This window comes from Micromonospora sp. NPDC048898 (assembly GCF_043198035.1).
Taxonomy (GTDB): domain Bacteria; phylum Actinomycetota; class Actinomycetes; order Mycobacteriales; family Micromonosporaceae; genus Micromonospora.
Window position 1 is genome coordinate 29,901 of the sequence record NZ_JBICUF010000015.1, and the last position, 15,290, is coordinate 45,190.

The 15,290-nt window shown below is 69.7% G+C and carries 16 protein-coding genes; 10 read left to right on the top strand and 6 right to left on the bottom strand.

Translation table 11 applies throughout. The annotated features are described in order from the left end of the window. Positions 1-67: 67 nt before the first annotated feature. Entirely contained in the window at positions 68-1,657 is a 1,590-nt protein-coding gene (locus tag ACGFIQ_RS28915; protein WP_393248648.1) for a Na+/H+ antiporter, read from the bottom strand. Between the two features lie 150 nt (positions 1,658-1,807). On the opposite strand from ACGFIQ_RS28915, the gene ACGFIQ_RS28920 reads away from it, so the two are divergent. Further along, positions 1,808-3,421, top strand: coding sequence for an FAD-dependent oxidoreductase (locus tag ACGFIQ_RS28920; protein WP_393248649.1), 1,614 nt, complete (start codon positions 1,808-1,810; stop codon positions 3,419-3,421). Positions 3,422-3,490: 69 nt separating this feature from the next. Here ACGFIQ_RS28920 and ACGFIQ_RS28925 read toward each other — a convergent pair whose 3' ends face one another. Continuing rightward, positions 3,491-4,183 carry a type 1 glutamine amidotransferase domain-containing protein gene (locus tag ACGFIQ_RS28925; protein WP_393248650.1) on the bottom strand — a complete coding sequence of 231 codons (693 nt, stop codon included), beginning with the start codon at positions 4,181-4,183 and terminating at the stop codon, positions 3,491-3,493. A gap of 320 nt (positions 4,184-4,503) precedes the next feature. Here ACGFIQ_RS28925 and glsA point away from each other — a divergent pair, with 320 nt between their 5' ends. The 3 genes from glsA (at position 4,504) to ACGFIQ_RS28940 (ending at position 8,675) form a co-directional block, all read left to right on the top strand. After that, on the top strand, positions 4,504-6,189 hold the full coding sequence (gene glsA, locus ACGFIQ_RS28930) for a glutaminase A (protein WP_393248651.1): 1,686 nt from the start codon (positions 4,504-4,506) through the stop codon (positions 6,187-6,189). A 65-nt stretch (positions 6,190-6,254) separates the two neighbouring features. Beyond that, entirely contained in the window at positions 6,255-7,274 is a 1,020-nt protein-coding gene (gene glnII / locus ACGFIQ_RS28935) for a glutamine synthetase (protein WP_393248652.1), read from the top strand. Between the two features lie 81 nt (positions 7,275-7,355). Further along, positions 7,356-8,675: an ammonium transporter gene (locus ACGFIQ_RS28940; protein ID WP_393248653.1), complete on the top strand. Its 1,320-nt coding sequence runs from the start codon at positions 7,356-7,358 to the stop codon at positions 8,673-8,675. On the opposite strand, the gene ACGFIQ_RS28945 is transcribed toward ACGFIQ_RS28940, so the two are convergent. Then, entirely contained in the window at positions 8,653-8,958 is a 306-nt protein-coding gene (locus ACGFIQ_RS28945; protein WP_393248654.1) for a hypothetical protein, read from the bottom strand. The genes ACGFIQ_RS28940 and ACGFIQ_RS28945 overlap by 23 nt on opposite strands. 163 nt (positions 8,959-9,121) lie before the next feature. Between ACGFIQ_RS28945 and ACGFIQ_RS28950 the strand changes: the two genes are divergently transcribed. Then, the gene (locus tag ACGFIQ_RS28950; protein ID WP_393248655.1) at positions 9,122-9,613 is read left to right on the top strand and encodes a GNAT family N-acetyltransferase; all 492 of its coding nucleotides are present in this window, start codon (positions 9,122-9,124) and stop codon (positions 9,611-9,613) included. Between the two features lie 90 nt (positions 9,614-9,703). On the opposite strand, the gene ACGFIQ_RS28955 is transcribed toward ACGFIQ_RS28950, so the two are convergent. Continuing rightward, positions 9,704-9,982, bottom strand: coding sequence for a hypothetical protein (locus tag ACGFIQ_RS28955; RefSeq protein ID WP_393248656.1), 279 nt, complete (start codon positions 9,980-9,982; stop codon positions 9,704-9,706). Positions 9,983-10,005: 23 nt separating this feature from the next. Here ACGFIQ_RS28955 and ACGFIQ_RS28960 point away from each other — a divergent pair, with 23 nt between their 5' ends. Then, the gene (locus tag ACGFIQ_RS28960) at positions 10,006-10,263 is read left to right on the top strand and encodes a DUF1801 domain-containing protein (RefSeq protein WP_393248657.1); all 258 of its coding nucleotides are present in this window, start codon (positions 10,006-10,008) and stop codon (positions 10,261-10,263) included. A 61-nt stretch (positions 10,264-10,324) separates the two neighbouring features. On the opposite strand, the gene ACGFIQ_RS28965 is transcribed toward ACGFIQ_RS28960, so the two are convergent. Both ACGFIQ_RS28965 and ACGFIQ_RS28970 read right to left on the bottom strand, forming a co-directional pair. Further along, a complete protein-coding gene (locus tag ACGFIQ_RS28965) occupies positions 10,325-10,927 on the bottom strand; it encodes a DNA-binding response regulator (RefSeq protein WP_393248658.1) in 603 nt (200 codons plus the stop codon). Next, a complete protein-coding gene (locus ACGFIQ_RS28970; RefSeq protein ID WP_393248659.1) occupies positions 10,924-12,066 on the bottom strand; it encodes a sensor histidine kinase in 1,143 nt (380 codons plus the stop codon). The genes ACGFIQ_RS28965 and ACGFIQ_RS28970 overlap by 4 nt, the downstream gene beginning before the upstream one ends. Positions 12,067-12,173: 107 nt before the next feature. Here ACGFIQ_RS28970 and ACGFIQ_RS28975 point away from each other — a divergent pair, with 107 nt between their 5' ends. The 4 genes from ACGFIQ_RS28975 (at position 12,174) to ACGFIQ_RS28990 (ending at position 15,147) form a co-directional block, all read left to right on the top strand. After that, positions 12,174-13,058 carry an ABC transporter ATP-binding protein gene (locus tag ACGFIQ_RS28975; RefSeq protein ID WP_393248660.1) on the top strand — a complete coding sequence of 295 codons (885 nt, stop codon included), beginning with the start codon at positions 12,174-12,176 and terminating at the stop codon, positions 13,056-13,058. A 26-nt stretch (positions 13,059-13,084) separates the two neighbouring features. After that, positions 13,085-13,804 carry an ABC transporter permease gene (locus ACGFIQ_RS28980; protein WP_393248661.1) on the top strand — a complete coding sequence of 240 codons (720 nt, stop codon included), beginning with the start codon at positions 13,085-13,087 and terminating at the stop codon, positions 13,802-13,804. Further along, the gene (locus ACGFIQ_RS28985) at positions 13,801-14,481 is read left to right on the top strand and encodes a GPP34 family phosphoprotein (protein ID WP_393248662.1); all 681 of its coding nucleotides are present in this window, start codon (positions 13,801-13,803) and stop codon (positions 14,479-14,481) included. The genes ACGFIQ_RS28980 and ACGFIQ_RS28985 overlap by 4 nt, the downstream gene beginning before the upstream one ends. Positions 14,482-14,658: 177 nt before the next feature. Beyond that, on the top strand, positions 14,659-15,147 hold the full coding sequence (locus ACGFIQ_RS28990; RefSeq protein WP_393248663.1) for a hypothetical protein: 489 nt from the start codon (positions 14,659-14,661) through the stop codon (positions 15,145-15,147). The last annotated feature ends 143 nt before the right edge of the window (positions 15,148-15,290 follow it).

Genomic DNA, 15,290 nt, shown 5'->3' on the forward strand with positions numbered 1-15,290 from the left:
AATCTCCGCCTTGCCGGATCGCCGCCTGGACTCCGCCTCGGCTCGACCGAGGGCTTTGACACAGGCCCTAGGCGTTGTCGCGGCGCTGGGTCATGTGGACCTGTTCGAGGTCGAGGCCGTCCTGGACGCGGCGAAGCACCTCGTCGTCGATCTCGCCCTGGTCACGCATGCGGACGACGGTGTCGTGGCGGTGGTCGATGGCCGCCAACTGCAGGTCGGCGTACTGCTGCTCGTAGGTGGCAGCGGCCTCGTCGGGCCCGGAGTCGGCGTCGCCGTCGCGCAGCACGCGCAGGCGGCGGTCGTACTCCGTCCGCAACTGCCTGTGCACGTCGTCGCTCGTGCCCAGCTTCGCGGCCATCTCGGGCAGTGACGCGAGGGCGTGCGCCATCGCCCCGATCTCGGCCTGACGGCGCTCCCGCTCGGCCTCCCCGTCGGCGCCCAGCCCGGCCCACCGCGTCACCCGCGGCATCAACGGCGCCTGGAGCAGCAGGGTCGCGGCGATCACGACGGCCGTGACGAAGACGATCAGATCCCGGTCCGGAAACTCCGCCCCGGACGGCAGGGCATGGGGTACGGCGAGCGCCGCCGCCATCGACACGGCCCCGCGGAAACCGGCCGCCGACATGAGCGCCCGCGGCCTACCGCTCAGCCGTCTTTCGCGTTGCTGCGGCCGGCGGTCGATCGCCCGGATCAGATACGGGCTGGTGAACAGCCAGCCGAACCGCACCGCGACGATGACCGCGCAGACCACGACCGCGACCAGCAGGCCGTGGGCCAGCCCGGTGCTGTCCAGCCCGCGGACGGCCGACTGCGCCTCCAGCCCCACCAGGACGAACAGCGCCGCGTTGGCCAGCATGGTCAGGAAGTCCATGACGGTCTGGACGTGCCGGCGGGCGTTTCCGGGGAACAGGCGCGGCGAGGCGCGGCCCACCCAGAGTCCGCTGACCACGGCCGCGAGGACACCGGACACCTCGGCCGCCTCGGCGATCAGGTAGGCGGTCAGCGGTGTCATCAGCGCCAGGAGGTTGTGCTGGAACGGGTCGCTCAGCCGGCGGCGGATCTGCAGGACGAGGAACGTGACAGCCACGCCGGCGGCGATGCCGCCGAGGTACGACAGGGCGAACAGGCCGGCCACCCGACCGACGCTGAGGTGTTCCTCGCCGAGCGTGATCCCGACCGCGAGCGTGTAGATCACCAGCGCCGTGCCATCGTTGACCAGGCTCTCCGCCCGCAGCATGGTCGCGATGCGGCGCGGCAGCATCCGGCCCAGGACACCGACCGCCGTGGCATCGGTCGGAGCCACGGCGGCGCCCAGCACCCACGCCGGTCCCCAGTCGAGCCCGAGCGCGTGCGCGGCGGTGGCCACACCCGCCGCGGTCGCGACCACGAGGAAGGTGCTCAGCAGCACGATCACCCGGAGGTTCCGGCGGATCTCGCGCAGCGAGGAGGTGAACGCCTCCCAGTAGAGCAACACCGGGAGGAACACCAGCAGGACGGCCTCGGGCGGCAGATGCACCACGCGCAGTACGGGCACGAATCCGAGAAGGACACCGGCGATCAGGAGCAACACCGGTGGCGCGATCCGGAGACGACGGGCCGCGCCCGTACCCGTCAGGATGGCGACGCCGACCGCCACCACCAATGCGAGGCTGGACATCAGGTTCCCTGTCCTTCGTCTCGGGCCGGGTGCTACGCCGCCAGCGGTTCGACAAGAGTGACGTGACGTGGTGGACAGCGAGTGGAGGGTTTCTGCGCCCACCGGTCGGGGATCCACTTGTCGTCAACAGACGGAACCTATCGTTCGAGCATGAGCACCGGAGACGCCGACGGCCCTGTCCTCGACACGGAGCAGTTCGACCGCCTCGCCAGCTACGGCACCGAGGAAGAGGTCCAGCCGGGACAGGATCTGTACGCCGTCGGCGACAGCTCCTACGACTTCTTCCTGTTGCGCACGGCCACCGCCGAGGCCGTCCGCGACGCGACGGCGCTGGAGCCTGAGCGCCTCATCTACCGGCGCGGCCCAGGCGAGTTCCTCGGCGAACTGAGTCTCCTCACCGGGCAGCAGGTCTTCCTCACGGTCCGTGTCGTCGCGGCCGGGACTGTCGTCCGGATCTCGGCCCCGGAACTGCGCCGCGTGCTCGCCGAGCAGGTCGACATCGCCGACGTCCTGATCGAGACCTTCCGCGCCCGGCGTGAACTGATGCGCGGGGCCGCCGGCAACGCCCTGGAGATCGTCGGTCGGCCGCACGCGGCGGAATCGCTGGAGCTGCGCACGTACGTGACCCAGATGCTCCTCCCGCACGCCTGGCTCGACGCGGCCTCGCTGTCCGGGCGGGCGCTCATGCGGACGACAGGCGTCGGCGAGGACGACCTTCCGGTCGCGGTCACCGCCGGCCGGGTACTGCGTCGCGCCACCCCGGGCACTGTCGCGGAGGCGCTCGGCCTGACCTATGTCGCCACGGCGCGCAACCCCGACCTGGTCGTGGTCGGCGCCGGGCCGGCCGGGCTGGCCGCGGCGGTCTACGGCGCGTCCGAGGGCCTCGTCACCGTGTTGCTGGACGGCACCGGCCTGGGCGGCCAGGCGGCCAAGAGCGCGCGGATCGAGAACTACCTCGGCTTCCCCGCGGGCGTCAGCGGCGAGCAGTTGGCCCGGCTGGCGATGATCCAGGCGCTGAAGTTCGGCGTCCAGATCTACGCGCCCTGCGCGGTGGTGGGCCTCGACGTCTCGGACGAGTCGCGGCCGGTCGTTGAGCTGGCGGACGGCACCCGAATCGAGACGTCCGCGGTCGTCGCCGCCACCGGAGCGCGTTACCGACGCCTGGACATCGAGCGCTGGGCGGAGTTCGAGCAGAGCGGATGCATCCGGTACGCCGCGACCGAGCTGGACCTGCGCGGCTACGAGTCGCAGCCGGTGGCGGTCGTGGGCGGCGCCAACTCGGCCGGGCAGGCGGCCCTTTCCCTGGCCGCACGCGGCTGCACTGTGCATCTGGTGGTGCGCTCGGCCGACCTCGGGGCGAAGATGTCGACGTACCTGGCCGACCGGATTCACGCCCACCCGCAGATCCACGTCCACACCCGCAGCACCCTGCGCGAGCTTCAGGGTGACGACGCACTGGCGGCGATCGTCGTGACGTCGGATGGCGAGCGCGAGAGGCTGGTCTGCCGAGGGCTGTTCTGCTTCATCGGCGCCGACCCGGCGTCCGACTGGCTGAAGGGCGTCGCCACGGACGACGACGGTTTCGTGCTGACCGACAGCCGGCTGCCTCCCGGCACGCGCCAGGCGCCGCTGCCGTTCCAGACCAGCGCTGCCCGTGTCTTCGCAGTCGGCGACATCCGGTCCGGCTCCACCAAACGGGTGGCCACCGCCGTCGGTGAAGGCGCCGCCGCGGTCTCCGCGGTGCACACGGTACGGGCCAGCTGAGCTTGATCTCCGGTCGATGTCGGCCGTCCGGCGGGCCGCGGTGGTCCCGCCGGACGGAGACAATCGAGGTTACGCGCCGGCCCGGCTCACCAGCGAGATCAGCTGATCCGCCGCCGGAGCCGACGAGGCCGGGTTCTGGCCGGTGACGAGCAGCCCGTCGCTCACCACGTACGACTCGAAGTTGCCCGCCTTGGCGAACTCGGCACCCTTGGCGACCAACTCGTCCTCGACGAGGAAGGGCACGACCTTGGTCAGGCCCATGTACTCCTCCTCGCTGTCGGTGAACCCGGTGACCCGCTTCCCGGCGACCAGGGGCTTGCCGTCGGGCGTCGTGCAGTGCCGCAACGCGCCCGGAGCGTGGCACACCAGCGCGATCGGCTTGCCCGCCGCGACGACCTGCTCGATCAGCCTGATCGAGTCGTTGTCCTCGGCGAGGTCCCAGAGAGGGCCGTGGCCGCCCGGGTAGAAGACGGTGTCGAAGTCGTCGGCGGAGACCGAGTCGAGCCGTACCGTCGTCTCAAGCTGGCGTTGCGCCTCGGCGTCCGCCGTGAACCGGCGGGTCTGGTCGGTCTGGAAGTCCGGCTCGTCGCTCTTCGGGTCCAGGGGTGCCCGGCCGCCCCGAGGCGAGGCGAGCGTCACCTCCCATCCCGCGTCGCGAAACCGGTAGTAGGGCGCGGCCAGTTCCTCGAGCCAGAAGCCGGTCTTGTGGCCGGTGTCGCCCAACTGGTCGTGCGAGGTCAACACCATCAGGACCTTTGTCATGTCCACTCCTCGAATCATCGGTCCGCTCCTACGTGCCCTGGTTCGCCGTGAACATTCCTGGGCCGAGGATGAGGCCCGTCACGGCACGGTAGTTGTACGTGGCCGCGCTTTACGAATAGTTGACGACAGGCAAGACCCGACACCATTGTCGATGCGTGCCCGGTGACCAGCCGTTGGTCAGTCAGAATCAAGCGGATGTGCACTGACCCCCCGTAGCCTTTCGAATGTGCGAGGCCGGCCGGCCGAATGCCGTGAGGCACGAGCAACTACGCCGGTGGCCGCACTGACACAAACTTTCTACGGAGTGGTCGAGCCACGTCATGCCCGCGATAAAGAAATCCCGAACCACAGCGCGTCGAATCGAGCAGGCGTGGTCGGGCAACCCCGTCGAAGCGTCACCCACCGACGATTCCGGAGTCGGAGAATACGGGAAGCTGTTCGCCTCCTTCACCGTCGACCCGCAGGGCACCGTCTCGTCGGCCGACCTGGCCAACCGGCTGCGCGCATCGGGAATCTCGGAGGCTGATCCGCGTCTGGCCCAGGTCTGGGGCGAGCTGCGTCCCGCCGTGGGCGCCGAGGGGCCGGCACGGATCGACCTGACCCGCTTCGTCGCACTGTGCAGGGCAGGCGGCGGCGTCATCGAGAAGGCGCTTCGCGGGGATCTCGTCATTCCGGACTTCGCCGCGCTCCGAACGGAGATCTTCGCGATCTACGAAGGGCTGAGGGGTCTCGACGAGGGCCAGGTCGCCGACTACATCCCGCAACTGGGCCGCGTCGATCCGGAGAAGTTCGGGATCGCGTTGTGCACCACCGACGGGCAGCGCCTGGCGCTGGGAGACGCCGAGAGTGTCTTCTGCGTCCAGTCGGTCTGCAAACCGATCAACTACTGTCTCGCGCTGGAACAGCACGGCGCCGAGCAGGTCCACCGGCACGTGGGGCGGGAGCCCAGCGGTCGCGGGTTCAACGAGCTGACGCTGAACAGCGAGGGGCTCCCGCACAACCCGATGATCAATTCCGGGGCCATCATGTGCTGCTCGCTGTTGCGCCCCGGTTGGGAGATGGCCGACCGCTTCGACCACGTCGCCGAGACGTGGCGCAGGTTGGCCGGTGGCGGGGCGGTCGGGTTCAACAACGCCGTCTACCTCTCGGAACGCCGCACGGCCGACCGGAACTTCGCCCTCGGCTACTTCATGCGCGAGCACCGGGCCTTCCCGGACGGGACGGACCTCACCGAGACGCTGGAGTTCTACTTCCAGTGCTGCTCGATCGAGGTCGACGCGCGGTCACTGTCGGTCGTGGCCGCCTCGCTGGCCAACGGCGGTGTCAATCCCCTCACCAGGGAACGGATCTTCTCCGCCGACACCGTACGCAAGTGCCTGTCCCTGATGTCGTCGTGCGGGATGTACGACTACTCCGGGGAGTTCGCCTTCACGATCGGCCTGCCGGCGAAGAGCGGCGTCTCCGGCGGACTCATGATCGTGGTTCCCGGCGTACTGGGCGTCTGCGTCTGGTCGCCGCGCCTCGACGCGCTGGGCAACTCCGTCCGAGGGGTCGCCTTCTGCGCGGACCTCGTCAACCGGTTCAACTTCCACGTCTACGACTCCCTGGCCACCGGGGAGGACTCCGGCAAACGCGACCCGCGGCGCGGGCGCAACGAGGAGGAGGTGGCGTCGACCACGCGGTTGCTGTGGGCCGCCAGCCACGGTGACCTGGAGTACGTCCGGCTCGCGCTGGCGGCGGGGAAGGACCCCAACTCCGCCGACTACGACAGACGTACCGCCCTGCACCTGGCCGCCTCCGAGGGAAACCTCGACGTGGTCCAGTACCTCCTGGACCGCGGGGCCGATCCGACTCTGCGGGACCGCTGGGGAGGCACCCCCCTCCACGACGCCGAGCGAGGCGCACACGACCGGGTCGTCACGGTGCTCACGTCGGCGCTGGGCGTCGCGAGTCCGGCAGTGGACACCCACCTCGCGCGAACGGGCGTGCCGCTCGCGGCGGTCTGAGCCGCCCGTTCGTCCGACCACGATTTCGACTGGCCATCCGGCCCGTTCACAGGAGAAAGAGACACATGGCGTACAAGGCTGAATACATCTGGATCGACGGCACCGAGCCGACCGCGAAGCTGCGGTCGAAGACGAAGATCATCGCTGACGGCGTCGAGCCGGGTACGTGGGGCTTCGACGGCTCCAGCACCAACCAGGCCGAGGGCCGCAGCTCCGACCGGGTCCTGGAGCCGGTCGCCACCTACCCCGACCCGATCCGCGGCGGGGCGCACCTGCTGGTGCTGTGCGAGGTGTTCAACATCGACGGCACCCCGCACGAGTCGAACGCCCGGGCCCTGCTGCGCCCGGTGGCCGACCGCTTCGCGGCCCAGCAGCCCCTGTTCGGCATCGAGCAGGAGTACACCTTCTTCCAGGGCTCCCGCCCGCTGGGCTTCCCCGACGGCGGCTACCCGGCCCCGCAGGGTGGCTACTACTGCGGTGTCGGCGCGGACGAGATCTACGGCCGCGCGGTGGTCGAGAAGCACCTGGACAACTGCCTGGCCGCCGGCCTGACCATCTCCGGCATCAACGCCGAGGTCATGCCCGGCCAGTGGGAGTTCCAGGTCGGCCCGCTGTCGCCGCTGGAGGTCGCCGACCAGCTCTGGGTCGCCCGTTGGCTGCTGCACCGCACAGCCGAGGACTTCGGCATCTCCGCCACCCTGGAGCCCAAGCCCGCGCGGGGTGACTGGAACGGCGCCGGCGCCCACACCAACTTCTCCACCGGCGCGATGCGGGAGAACTACGCGGCGATCATCGAGGCCTGCGAGTCCCTCGGCCGGGGCGACAAGCCCCTGCAGCACATCCGCAGCTACGGCGCCGGCGTCGAGGCCCGCCTCACCGGTGCCCACGAGACGGCGCCGTGGAGCGAGTACAGCTACGGCGTCTCCGACCGTGGCGCGTCCGTCCGCATCCCGTGGCAGGTGGAGATCGACAAGAAGGGCTACATCGAGGACCGCCGGCCCAACGCCAACGTCGACCCGTACACCGTCACCCGGCTCATCGTCGACACCTGCTGCACCGCCCTGGAGGCCGCCGACCTCGCCTGAGGCACCGGCCTCTCTTCCCGTACGACATCCAACCGCCGCCGCTTTCGACGCGGCGGCGCTCAAGACGTGGAGTGCACCTCGATGCCAGCTGGCTTCGACGCGGGTGACACCGCATTCGTCCTGACCAGCGCCGCGCTGGTCATGCTGATGACCCCGGGACTGGCGTTCTTCTACGGCGGCATGGTTCGCGCGAAGAGCGTGGTCAACATGCTGCTGATGAGTTTCGTCAGCCTGGGCATCGTCAGCGTTCTCTGGGTTGCCTACGGATACTCGCTCGCCTTCGGTGAGGACCTCGGTGGGCTTGGACTTCTCGGTGACCTGTCCAACGTGGGCATGAGCGGAATCTCGGACACCACGTTGACCGGGAGTGTTCCGGTGCTTGCCTTCGCCGTCTTCCAGATGATGTTCGCCGTCATCACGCCGGCGCTGATCAGCGGAGCGATCGCCGACCGCGCCAGGTTCGGCGCGTGGATGCTGTTCGTCGCCCTGTGGGTGACAGTGGTCTACTTCCCGGTTGCCCACTGGGTGTGGCAGTCCGGCGGTTGGATCTTCAAACTCGGCATCAAGGACTTCGCCGGGGGCACGGCGGTCCACATCAACGCGGGCATGGCCGCCCTCGGTGCGCTCCTGGTGCTCGGCAACCGGGTCGGCTTCCGGCGCGAGTCGATGCGGGCGCACAGCCTGCCCCTCGTGATGCTCGGCTCGGGCCTGCTCTGGTTCGGGTGGTTCGGGTTCAACGCCGGATCGGCCCTCGCCGCGAACGGCACCGCCAGCGTCGCCTTCATGAACACGCAGGTGGCGGCCGGTGCCGGTCTGATCGGCTGGCTCATGTGGGAGCGGGTCCGCAAGGGCGGGTTCACCTCGCTGGGCGCCGCCTCGGGAGCGGTCGCCGGCCTGGTGGCCATCACCCCGGCCTGCGCGGTCGTGAACATCTGGGGCGCGATCGCCATCGGCGTCATCGCTGGCGTCGGCTGCGCCTGGGCCGTCAGTCTGAAGGACCGGTTCGGCTACGACGACTCGCTGGATGTCGTGGCTGTGCACGCGGTCGGCGGTGTTCTCGGCACCCTTCTCATCGGGGTCTTCGACGTGACGGACGGCCTCGTGGCCGGTGCTGGCGCGGGCCAGTTACTGAAGCAGGCGATCGGCGCCTTCGCCGTCGCGGCGTACTCCCTGGTGCTGACGTGGCTGCTGGTCAAGATCATTGATGTGACCATCGGTTTCCGGGTGACGCGTTCGGACGAGGTCACCGGGGTCGACCAGATCCTGCACACCGAGAACGCCTACGACTTCGACACGAGGGAGGCGGCCGACGTTCCTACTGGCACGATCGGCGCCTGGTCGCACTCCCCAACCGCCCGACACGAGAGTGTCGGTGGCCTCAACGGGCCGTCGACCCGCTGACCGGCCGCGTCGACGATCGCTCACCACGGATCGCCGTGGCTGGACCGGGAGGGCGAACCAACCCTCCCGGTCCAGCGGCGCGCACGCTCAGGGTGCGCACCAGGCCGACAATGCCAGCGTCGACTGTGGACAGCACCGTGGAACCCGGATAGGGCCGGTCCTTCGCCATTCCGCCGAACAGCAGTACGGCGGCATCGGGTGCGAGTCGCCCGTGCAGGGCCGCCACCACCGCCGCGTAGCCGACGATTTTGGTGGTCGCCAGCTCCGCACGTCTTCCGCACATTCTTCGGCACCGAAGTCTTCCGCTGAGTTCACGAACCTGGGCCCGCGGCGGTTCAGCGGGAAAACGTTCTCCAGCTCGTCCGGAAACCAGTCTCGGAAACTCGGTACGTGGTGCGCCTGACGTTGGCGCTGCCGTCCTTCGCTACCAGCCCTAAAGGAGATCCGTGCAGCAGGGGCTCCTCATCGAGAGTCAGCACGACGACGTGGACCTGATGACAGCCGGCGGGCTCCGACTGCACCTTCGCCGAGCCGCTCTCACCGACCTCGATGCGGTCAACCACCTGCATCGTTGGGAATGCTCCGCCGAGAGCCGCAGGGCGCGCTACCACGCGTCGCGAGACCGGATCCGCCACGCCGAGTGGCGGCATCTGATCGACCACGATCGCGGCTACACGTTTCTCATCGCCTGTCCGCAGCGGCCAGGGCTGATCGGTCTCGCCCACCTGTTGTGGCAGGACTGCGGACCGCCGGAGATCGCCCTGTTGATCGCTGACGGATGGCAGGGCCGTGGAGTCGGCACCGCGGCGGCCCGGCACGTGGCCGGCCTCGCCGCCGCGCAGGGCCACCCCGTCCAACAAGCCCGGATCATGTCGGGAAACGTTCGGGCCATCCGCCTGGCGACTCGCTTTCGCGCCATCATCGACGACTCGGCCTGACACCGCAGCGGCGGTCGTGGTGGGTGGAGCCACCGGACCACGCCGAACATCGCACTGGCGACCACGCCCTGGATCACCCGTAGCCGGGGATCAGTGCTCGATGAGCAGCGGCGCGAGCCGGCGGATGGCGTCGTCGACGTCGGAGGCCGACGGTGCCGCGACATAGCTGAGCCGGACATGCCGGAGGCTGTTGCCGGAGGCCGAGAAGTTCGTGCCGGGTGTGATGGCGACGCCCTTGGCGAGCGCCGCGGGGACCAGTTGATGCTCGTCGAGGTGCGCGGGAAGCGACACCCACAGGTGGTAACCGCCGCGGGGGCGACGGGCGAGAGCGTGGTCGCCGAAGGCCGCCAGAACGGCCTCGGTGGCCACCTCGCGACGAGAAGCTGCGCGCGATGATCGACCAGACCGTTCCAGGCGTGGAGGAGCGACTCCAGTACGGCAAGCCGCACTTCCTCAAGAACGGCCACTACGCGGTCGCCAAGGCCAAGGTCTCGTTCATGGTGATCAACGCGGCGGACGTCCCCGAGGTCAAGGGGCTCCTCCGGGCGATGGGCACCGGCGAGCGCAAGACCGTCGATATCACCGAAGGGCAGGACGTCGACTTCGGCGCACTCGCCGCCATCCTGGGAAAGACCAGCGCTGCCCTGTAACTACCCGCGTGCCGCGATCGAGATCGTCCGGAGTCGTCCGCCGGGTGGTGCCGGACCGCCGTTACAGCCAGTCGTGTTCGCGGGCGTAGCGGGCCGCTTCGTGGCGGGTTCGGGTCTGGGTCTTGCGCATCGCGTTGGAGAGGTAGTTGCGGACGGTGCCCGGGGCGAGATGGAGCCGAGCGGCGATGTCGGCGACCGAGTAGCCCTCGCCGGTGACCCGCAGGACGTCGGCCTCACGATCGGTGAGGGGGCAGTCCTCGGTGACGGCGAGCGCGGACACGTCCGGGTCGATCCAGCGTTTCCCCGAGTGCAGGGTGGCGATGACCGAGGTGATGTGGGCCGGCTCGGCGGCCTTGCTGACGAAGCCCTGGACGCCGAGCCTGAGTGCCTTGCGCAGCACGCCGGGGCGGGCATGCCGGGTCAGCATGAGGATCACCTGCTCCGGCCGTTCGCGGCGGATCTCGGCGACCGCGCCCAGGCCGTCCACGCCCGGCATTTCCAGGTCGATGACCAGCACGTCGGGCCGATGCCGCAGGGTGGCCGCGATCGCCGACTGGCCGTCGACCGCCTCGGCGAGAACGGTGATGTCGCCCTCCATCGGCAGCAGCGCGGCCAGGGCCGTACGCAGCAGCGCCTCGTCGTCGGCGAGCACGATGGTGGTCACCGGCGGTCCCCCCGCTCCGTGCCGGCACGGACGGCCGGGAACGTCGCCGCCGTCCGAAAGCGTCCCTGCTGCTGTTCCACGGTCAGCTCACCTCCGTCGCCCGCCACCCGTTGCCGGAGTGCCGCCAGCCCTCGCAACTCCGGGGGTGAGGTGGCGGTCACCCCGTCGTTGACGATGGTGATGCCCGACGCGCCGAGCGTGATCTGCACGTGGGTGGCCTGTGCGTGCCGCAGGATGTTGGTGGTCGTTTCCCGCAGCACCTGCCCGAGCAGTTCGCTGGCGCGGGCATCGGCATCGGCCTCCCGGGTCACCCGGACCCGGATGCCGGCGGCCTCGAACAGGTTCTTCGCGTTCTCGATCTCCGCGGTCAGGTTGAGCCGCCGTTGCGCGTAGGCGAGTTCCTTGGTCTGCGCGATGGTGTCGCTGACCAGCGTGTACGTCTCCCGCAGCTCTTTCTCCGCCCGGGCCGTGTCGCGGAGCAGCAGTCGCTGCGCCAGGGCGATCTTCAGCTTGACCACGTGCAGGGTGTGGCCCTGGATGTCGTGCAGGTCGCTGGCGAACCGCACGCGCTCCCGGACCACGGCCAGCTCCGCCTCACGTTCCCGGGTCTGTTCGAGTTCCCGGATGAGGTCGTAGAACCGCTCGCCCACCACCGTGAAGACCGTCACGACGACGGTGAGGCCGGTCGGGATGAGGACGTAGGTGACCAGGACGTGACCGATGTCGTCCCGCTGCACCAGCAGCCGCGCCGCACCGACGGCGGCGACGTAGGTGAACAGCCCGGCCATTGTCAGAGCCCGACGCCGTCGCACCTCGCGCATGGCGAGCGAGCCGACGGCGCAGACACCCCAGTAGGCGTTGGGGCTGCCGGTCACCAGGACCCCGAGCGGCCAGACCGCTGCCGCTACGACCAGGCAGGGCAGCGCGACCCGGGCGAGGTCGTTGGCCGTCCAGCGTTCGAAGGCCACCACGGCCGCCACGGCCCCCGGCGCGAGCACGACGAGGTGCCACCAGGTACGCGCGTCGGTGTAGAGCAGGACCACCGCGGCGAACACCACGGGCGGCAGTGCCGTGGCGAGATGGAGCCGGCGCAGTCTTCCCTGCGTCGACTCGGTGAAGCGCGGCGATCTCGCGGTCACCAGGTCAGTATCCGGCAGCCAGGGGCCACGACCAGTGACACCACGTCACACGCGGTGATGACGTGGTGCCACTGACGGGTCGGCCGTGCCCGCGCTGTCATGGGTGCATGTCCACCACACCCGTCATCGAAGTCGAACGGCTGAACCTCACCTACGGCGACTTCCACGCCGTGAAGGACCTCTCCTTCGAGGTACGGCCCGGAGAGCTCTACGCACTGCTGGGCACCAACGGGGCCGGGAAGACCTCGACCCTGGAGGTAGTCGAGGGACACCGGAAGCCAACGTCGGGCACCGTACGCGTCCTCGGGCACCGCCCCGACGACCGGCGAGCGGTACATCCCCGAATGGGCGTCATGCTCCAGGAGAGCGGATTCTCCCCGGACCTCACCGTCCGTGAGTCCGTCGGTCTGGTCGGCCGACTCACCCGACGCGTCGACGACGTCGATCGGGTGCTCGACCTGGTCGACCTCACCGGCCGAGCCCGCCGCAGGGTCTCGCAGCTGTCCGGCGGGGAGAAACGGCGGCTGGACTTCGCCACCGCGGTCTACGGCACCCCGGAGCTGATCTTCCTGGACGAACCGACCACCGGCCTCGACATCCAGTCCCGCGACGCCGTCTGGGCGACCGTGGACCGGCTGCGGGAGAACGGCACGACCATCGTGCTCACCACGCACTACCTGGAGGAAGCGCAGCAGCGTGCGGACCGGATCGGGCTGATGCACGAGGGCGCCCTCCACCGGGAGGGCACCGTCTCCGAGCTGACCCACACCCTGCCGGCGGTCATCCGCTTCGCCCTCCCGGCGGCATCGGCGTCGATGCTGCCGGTGCGCGCCGCCGCGAACGCGGACGGGAAGGTCGTCATCGAGACCTTCGAGCTGCAGAAGGACCTGCACCTCCTGCTCGGCTGGGCACAGGACCACGCCGTGGAGCTGCGGGACCTGACGGCGGGGCCGACCCGGCTCGACGACGTCTTCCGCGCCATCAACAGTTGATTCGATCTTCCGACAGGAGCGTCACCGTGTTGTCCATCGCGTCCAGCGAACTGATCCAACTCTTCCGCAACCGGCTGGTGCTGATCACCAGCCTCATCATCCCGGTAGTGGTCAGCGCGTTCTTCGTCCGCCAACACGAGACCTACGCCGCCCTCGGCAGCCTCGGCTACATCGCCGCGATCGTCATGTTCACGATCGCCGCGTTCGGGCTCTACACCACCGCCGTCACCACCTTGGCGTCCCGACGGCAGAACCTCTTCCTCAAGCGGCTGCGCTCCACCGCCGAAGGCGACGCCGGCATCCTCGCCGGCCTGCTACTGCCCGTGGTTATCCTCGCCCTGATCCAGGTGACCGCGATCCTGACCGCCCTGGCCGTGGTCGCCGGCGGACCGGCGAACGTCGCCCTGCTGGTCGTGGCGACCATCGCGGCCCTGGCCATGATGATCGGCCTGGCCCTGGCCACGGCCGGGCTGACGAACTCCCCCGAACACGCCCAGGTCACCACCCTGCCCGTTACCCTCGGGGTGATCGCCGTGGCCAGCTGGGTGGGCATATCCGGCACCGAGAACCTCGCCTGGCTCAAGCGGCTGCTGCCCGGCGGCGCGGCCACCGAACTGACCATGAACGCCTGGAACGGCGGCGTCGCCATGATCGACTCCCTGCTTCTGCTCGCGCCCACGCTCGGCTGGGTCGTCATCGCCGTTGCCCTCGCCACCCGCCTCTTCCGCTGGGAGCCCCGCCGATGACTATCGAACCCCGGTTGGACGCCCCGACCCTGGCAGAAGATCTCCTACTGCTCCTGTTCCAACCCCGATCCGGAACCATCGCGGGAGAGAACACCCTCTTCTACGTCCTCGGCGGAGCCGTCCTCGCGGACCTCGCCCTCGGCGGGCACCTGAGCACGGCGGACCGGGGGCGGCTCAGGAGCGTGGCGGGTCACCCACCGTCGGATGGCCTCCTGCGTCAGGCCTGGGACTACCTCGCCGAGAAACCGAGAGGGGTGCAGACCGCACTCGCCGCGATCGGTCCGAGCCTGCGCGAGCCGGTGTTGGAGCGGCTCGTCGCACGAGGCGACATCGACCAGGAGCCCCGTAGGGTGCTCGGCCTGTTCCGGACGACGGCCCTGCGCGACGGCCGGACCGAACGACGGGCCCGTCTGCTCGCCGACGTTCGGCAGGTCCTCGTGGACGGTGCCGAGCCGCAGGCCCGTGTCGCCGCGCTCACGGCGCTGCTCTCGGCGAGCGGAACGCTCCCGCAGTTCGACCGCGAGATCCCGTGGACGTCACCGGTGATCGACCGAGCCAAGGAAATCGAGCGGGGCGACTGGGGCGCCGATGCCGCAGCGGCAGCCGTGACGCGCACCGTGACGGCCACCGTCGTCAACAGCGCCATCGCGGCCATCACCGTGCTTCCTCGAAGCTAGGGACACCCGGTTCGTCGACGCCGAGCGCACGAGGTGCACTGCCTCCGGCCGACGTCTGGGCGGGGTCAGCGCACAGGTCCCACCTCATGTGGTGCTCGTCGGCCCGTTAACTGATCCCACCCGTTCGACCGGGGCTGGTAGCGTCCGCCGAACATGAAGATCATGGGGGAAACATCGATGAACCGAACTCGACTCGTCCTGACCGGTGTGGCAGTTGCGGCGGCGATCGCGATGGCCGGCTGCGATCCGCAGCCCACATCTGAGGGCACCGCGACCTCGCCGTCCCCGGCGGCGTCGAGCGCCGCCCCGACCGGCGGTGCGCCCACCACCGCGACCAGCGCCACGGCCAACGACGCGACCACAGTGAAGGCCTGCGCCGACATCAAGAAGGACATCAAGGACAACGCGGCCAAGATCACCAAGGCCGAGAAGATCGGCCCGCCAGCCGGGCACTTCGCGGTCAGTGCACAGTGGGCCGCCGGCTCGGTCGCGATCCTGGCGCACTCGATGGGTGCCAACCAGGCAGTCACCGCAGCCTCCGAAAAAGTCCAGAACGAGATGATGGGCCTGAGCGACGCGTACAACGAGTCCGCCGACGCCAAGCCCAGCAAGAAGGCCCTGGAAGCCGCCATCAAGGAGCTGGACGCCGCCTGCTCCGCCACCTGACCGGTTCGACCACGCAATCGGCGGTGACCGTCACCCGACGGGCACCGCCGATTCGCATGTCCGGGCGGCCCGCGGCACCTGGTTCAGCGTCCCCTGAGCAACCCACGGTCAGCCTGCGCGACGCCCAGCGAGCTACCGCGAGG

Coding starts and splice junctions, on each gene's coding strand:
- glnII (WP_393248652.1), top strand. CDS start 6,255: ATGGCGTACAAGGCTGAATACATCTGGATCGACGGCACCGAGCCGACC.
- ACGFIQ_RS28960 (WP_393248657.1), top strand. CDS start 10,006: ATGATCGACCAGACCGTTCCAGGCGTGGAGGAGCGACTCCAGTACGGC.
- ACGFIQ_RS28925 (WP_393248650.1), bottom strand. CDS start 4,183: ATGACAAAGGTCCTGATGGTGTTGACCTCGCACGACCAGTTGGGCGAC.
- ACGFIQ_RS28990 (WP_393248663.1), top strand. CDS start 14,659: ATGAACCGAACTCGACTCGTCCTGACCGGTGTGGCAGTTGCGGCGGCG.
- glsA (WP_393248651.1), top strand. CDS start 4,504: ATGCCCGCGATAAAGAAATCCCGAACCACAGCGCGTCGAATCGAGCAG.
- ACGFIQ_RS28940 (WP_393248653.1), top strand. CDS start 7,356: ATGCCAGCTGGCTTCGACGCGGGTGACACCGCATTCGTCCTGACCAGC.
- ACGFIQ_RS28920 (WP_393248649.1), top strand. CDS start 1,808: ATGAGCACCGGAGACGCCGACGGCCCTGTCCTCGACACGGAGCAGTTC.
- ACGFIQ_RS28945 (WP_393248654.1), bottom strand. CDS start 8,958: ATGTGCGGAAGACGTGCGGAGCTGGCGACCACCAAAATCGTCGGCTAC.
- ACGFIQ_RS28975 (WP_393248660.1), top strand. CDS start 12,174: ATGTCCACCACACCCGTCATCGAAGTCGAACGGCTGAACCTCACCTAC.
- ACGFIQ_RS28985 (WP_393248662.1), top strand. CDS start 13,801: ATGACTATCGAACCCCGGTTGGACGCCCCGACCCTGGCAGAAGATCTC.
- ACGFIQ_RS28915 (WP_393248648.1), bottom strand. CDS start 1,657: ATGTCCAGCCTCGCATTGGTGGTGGCGGTCGGCGTCGCCATCCTGACG.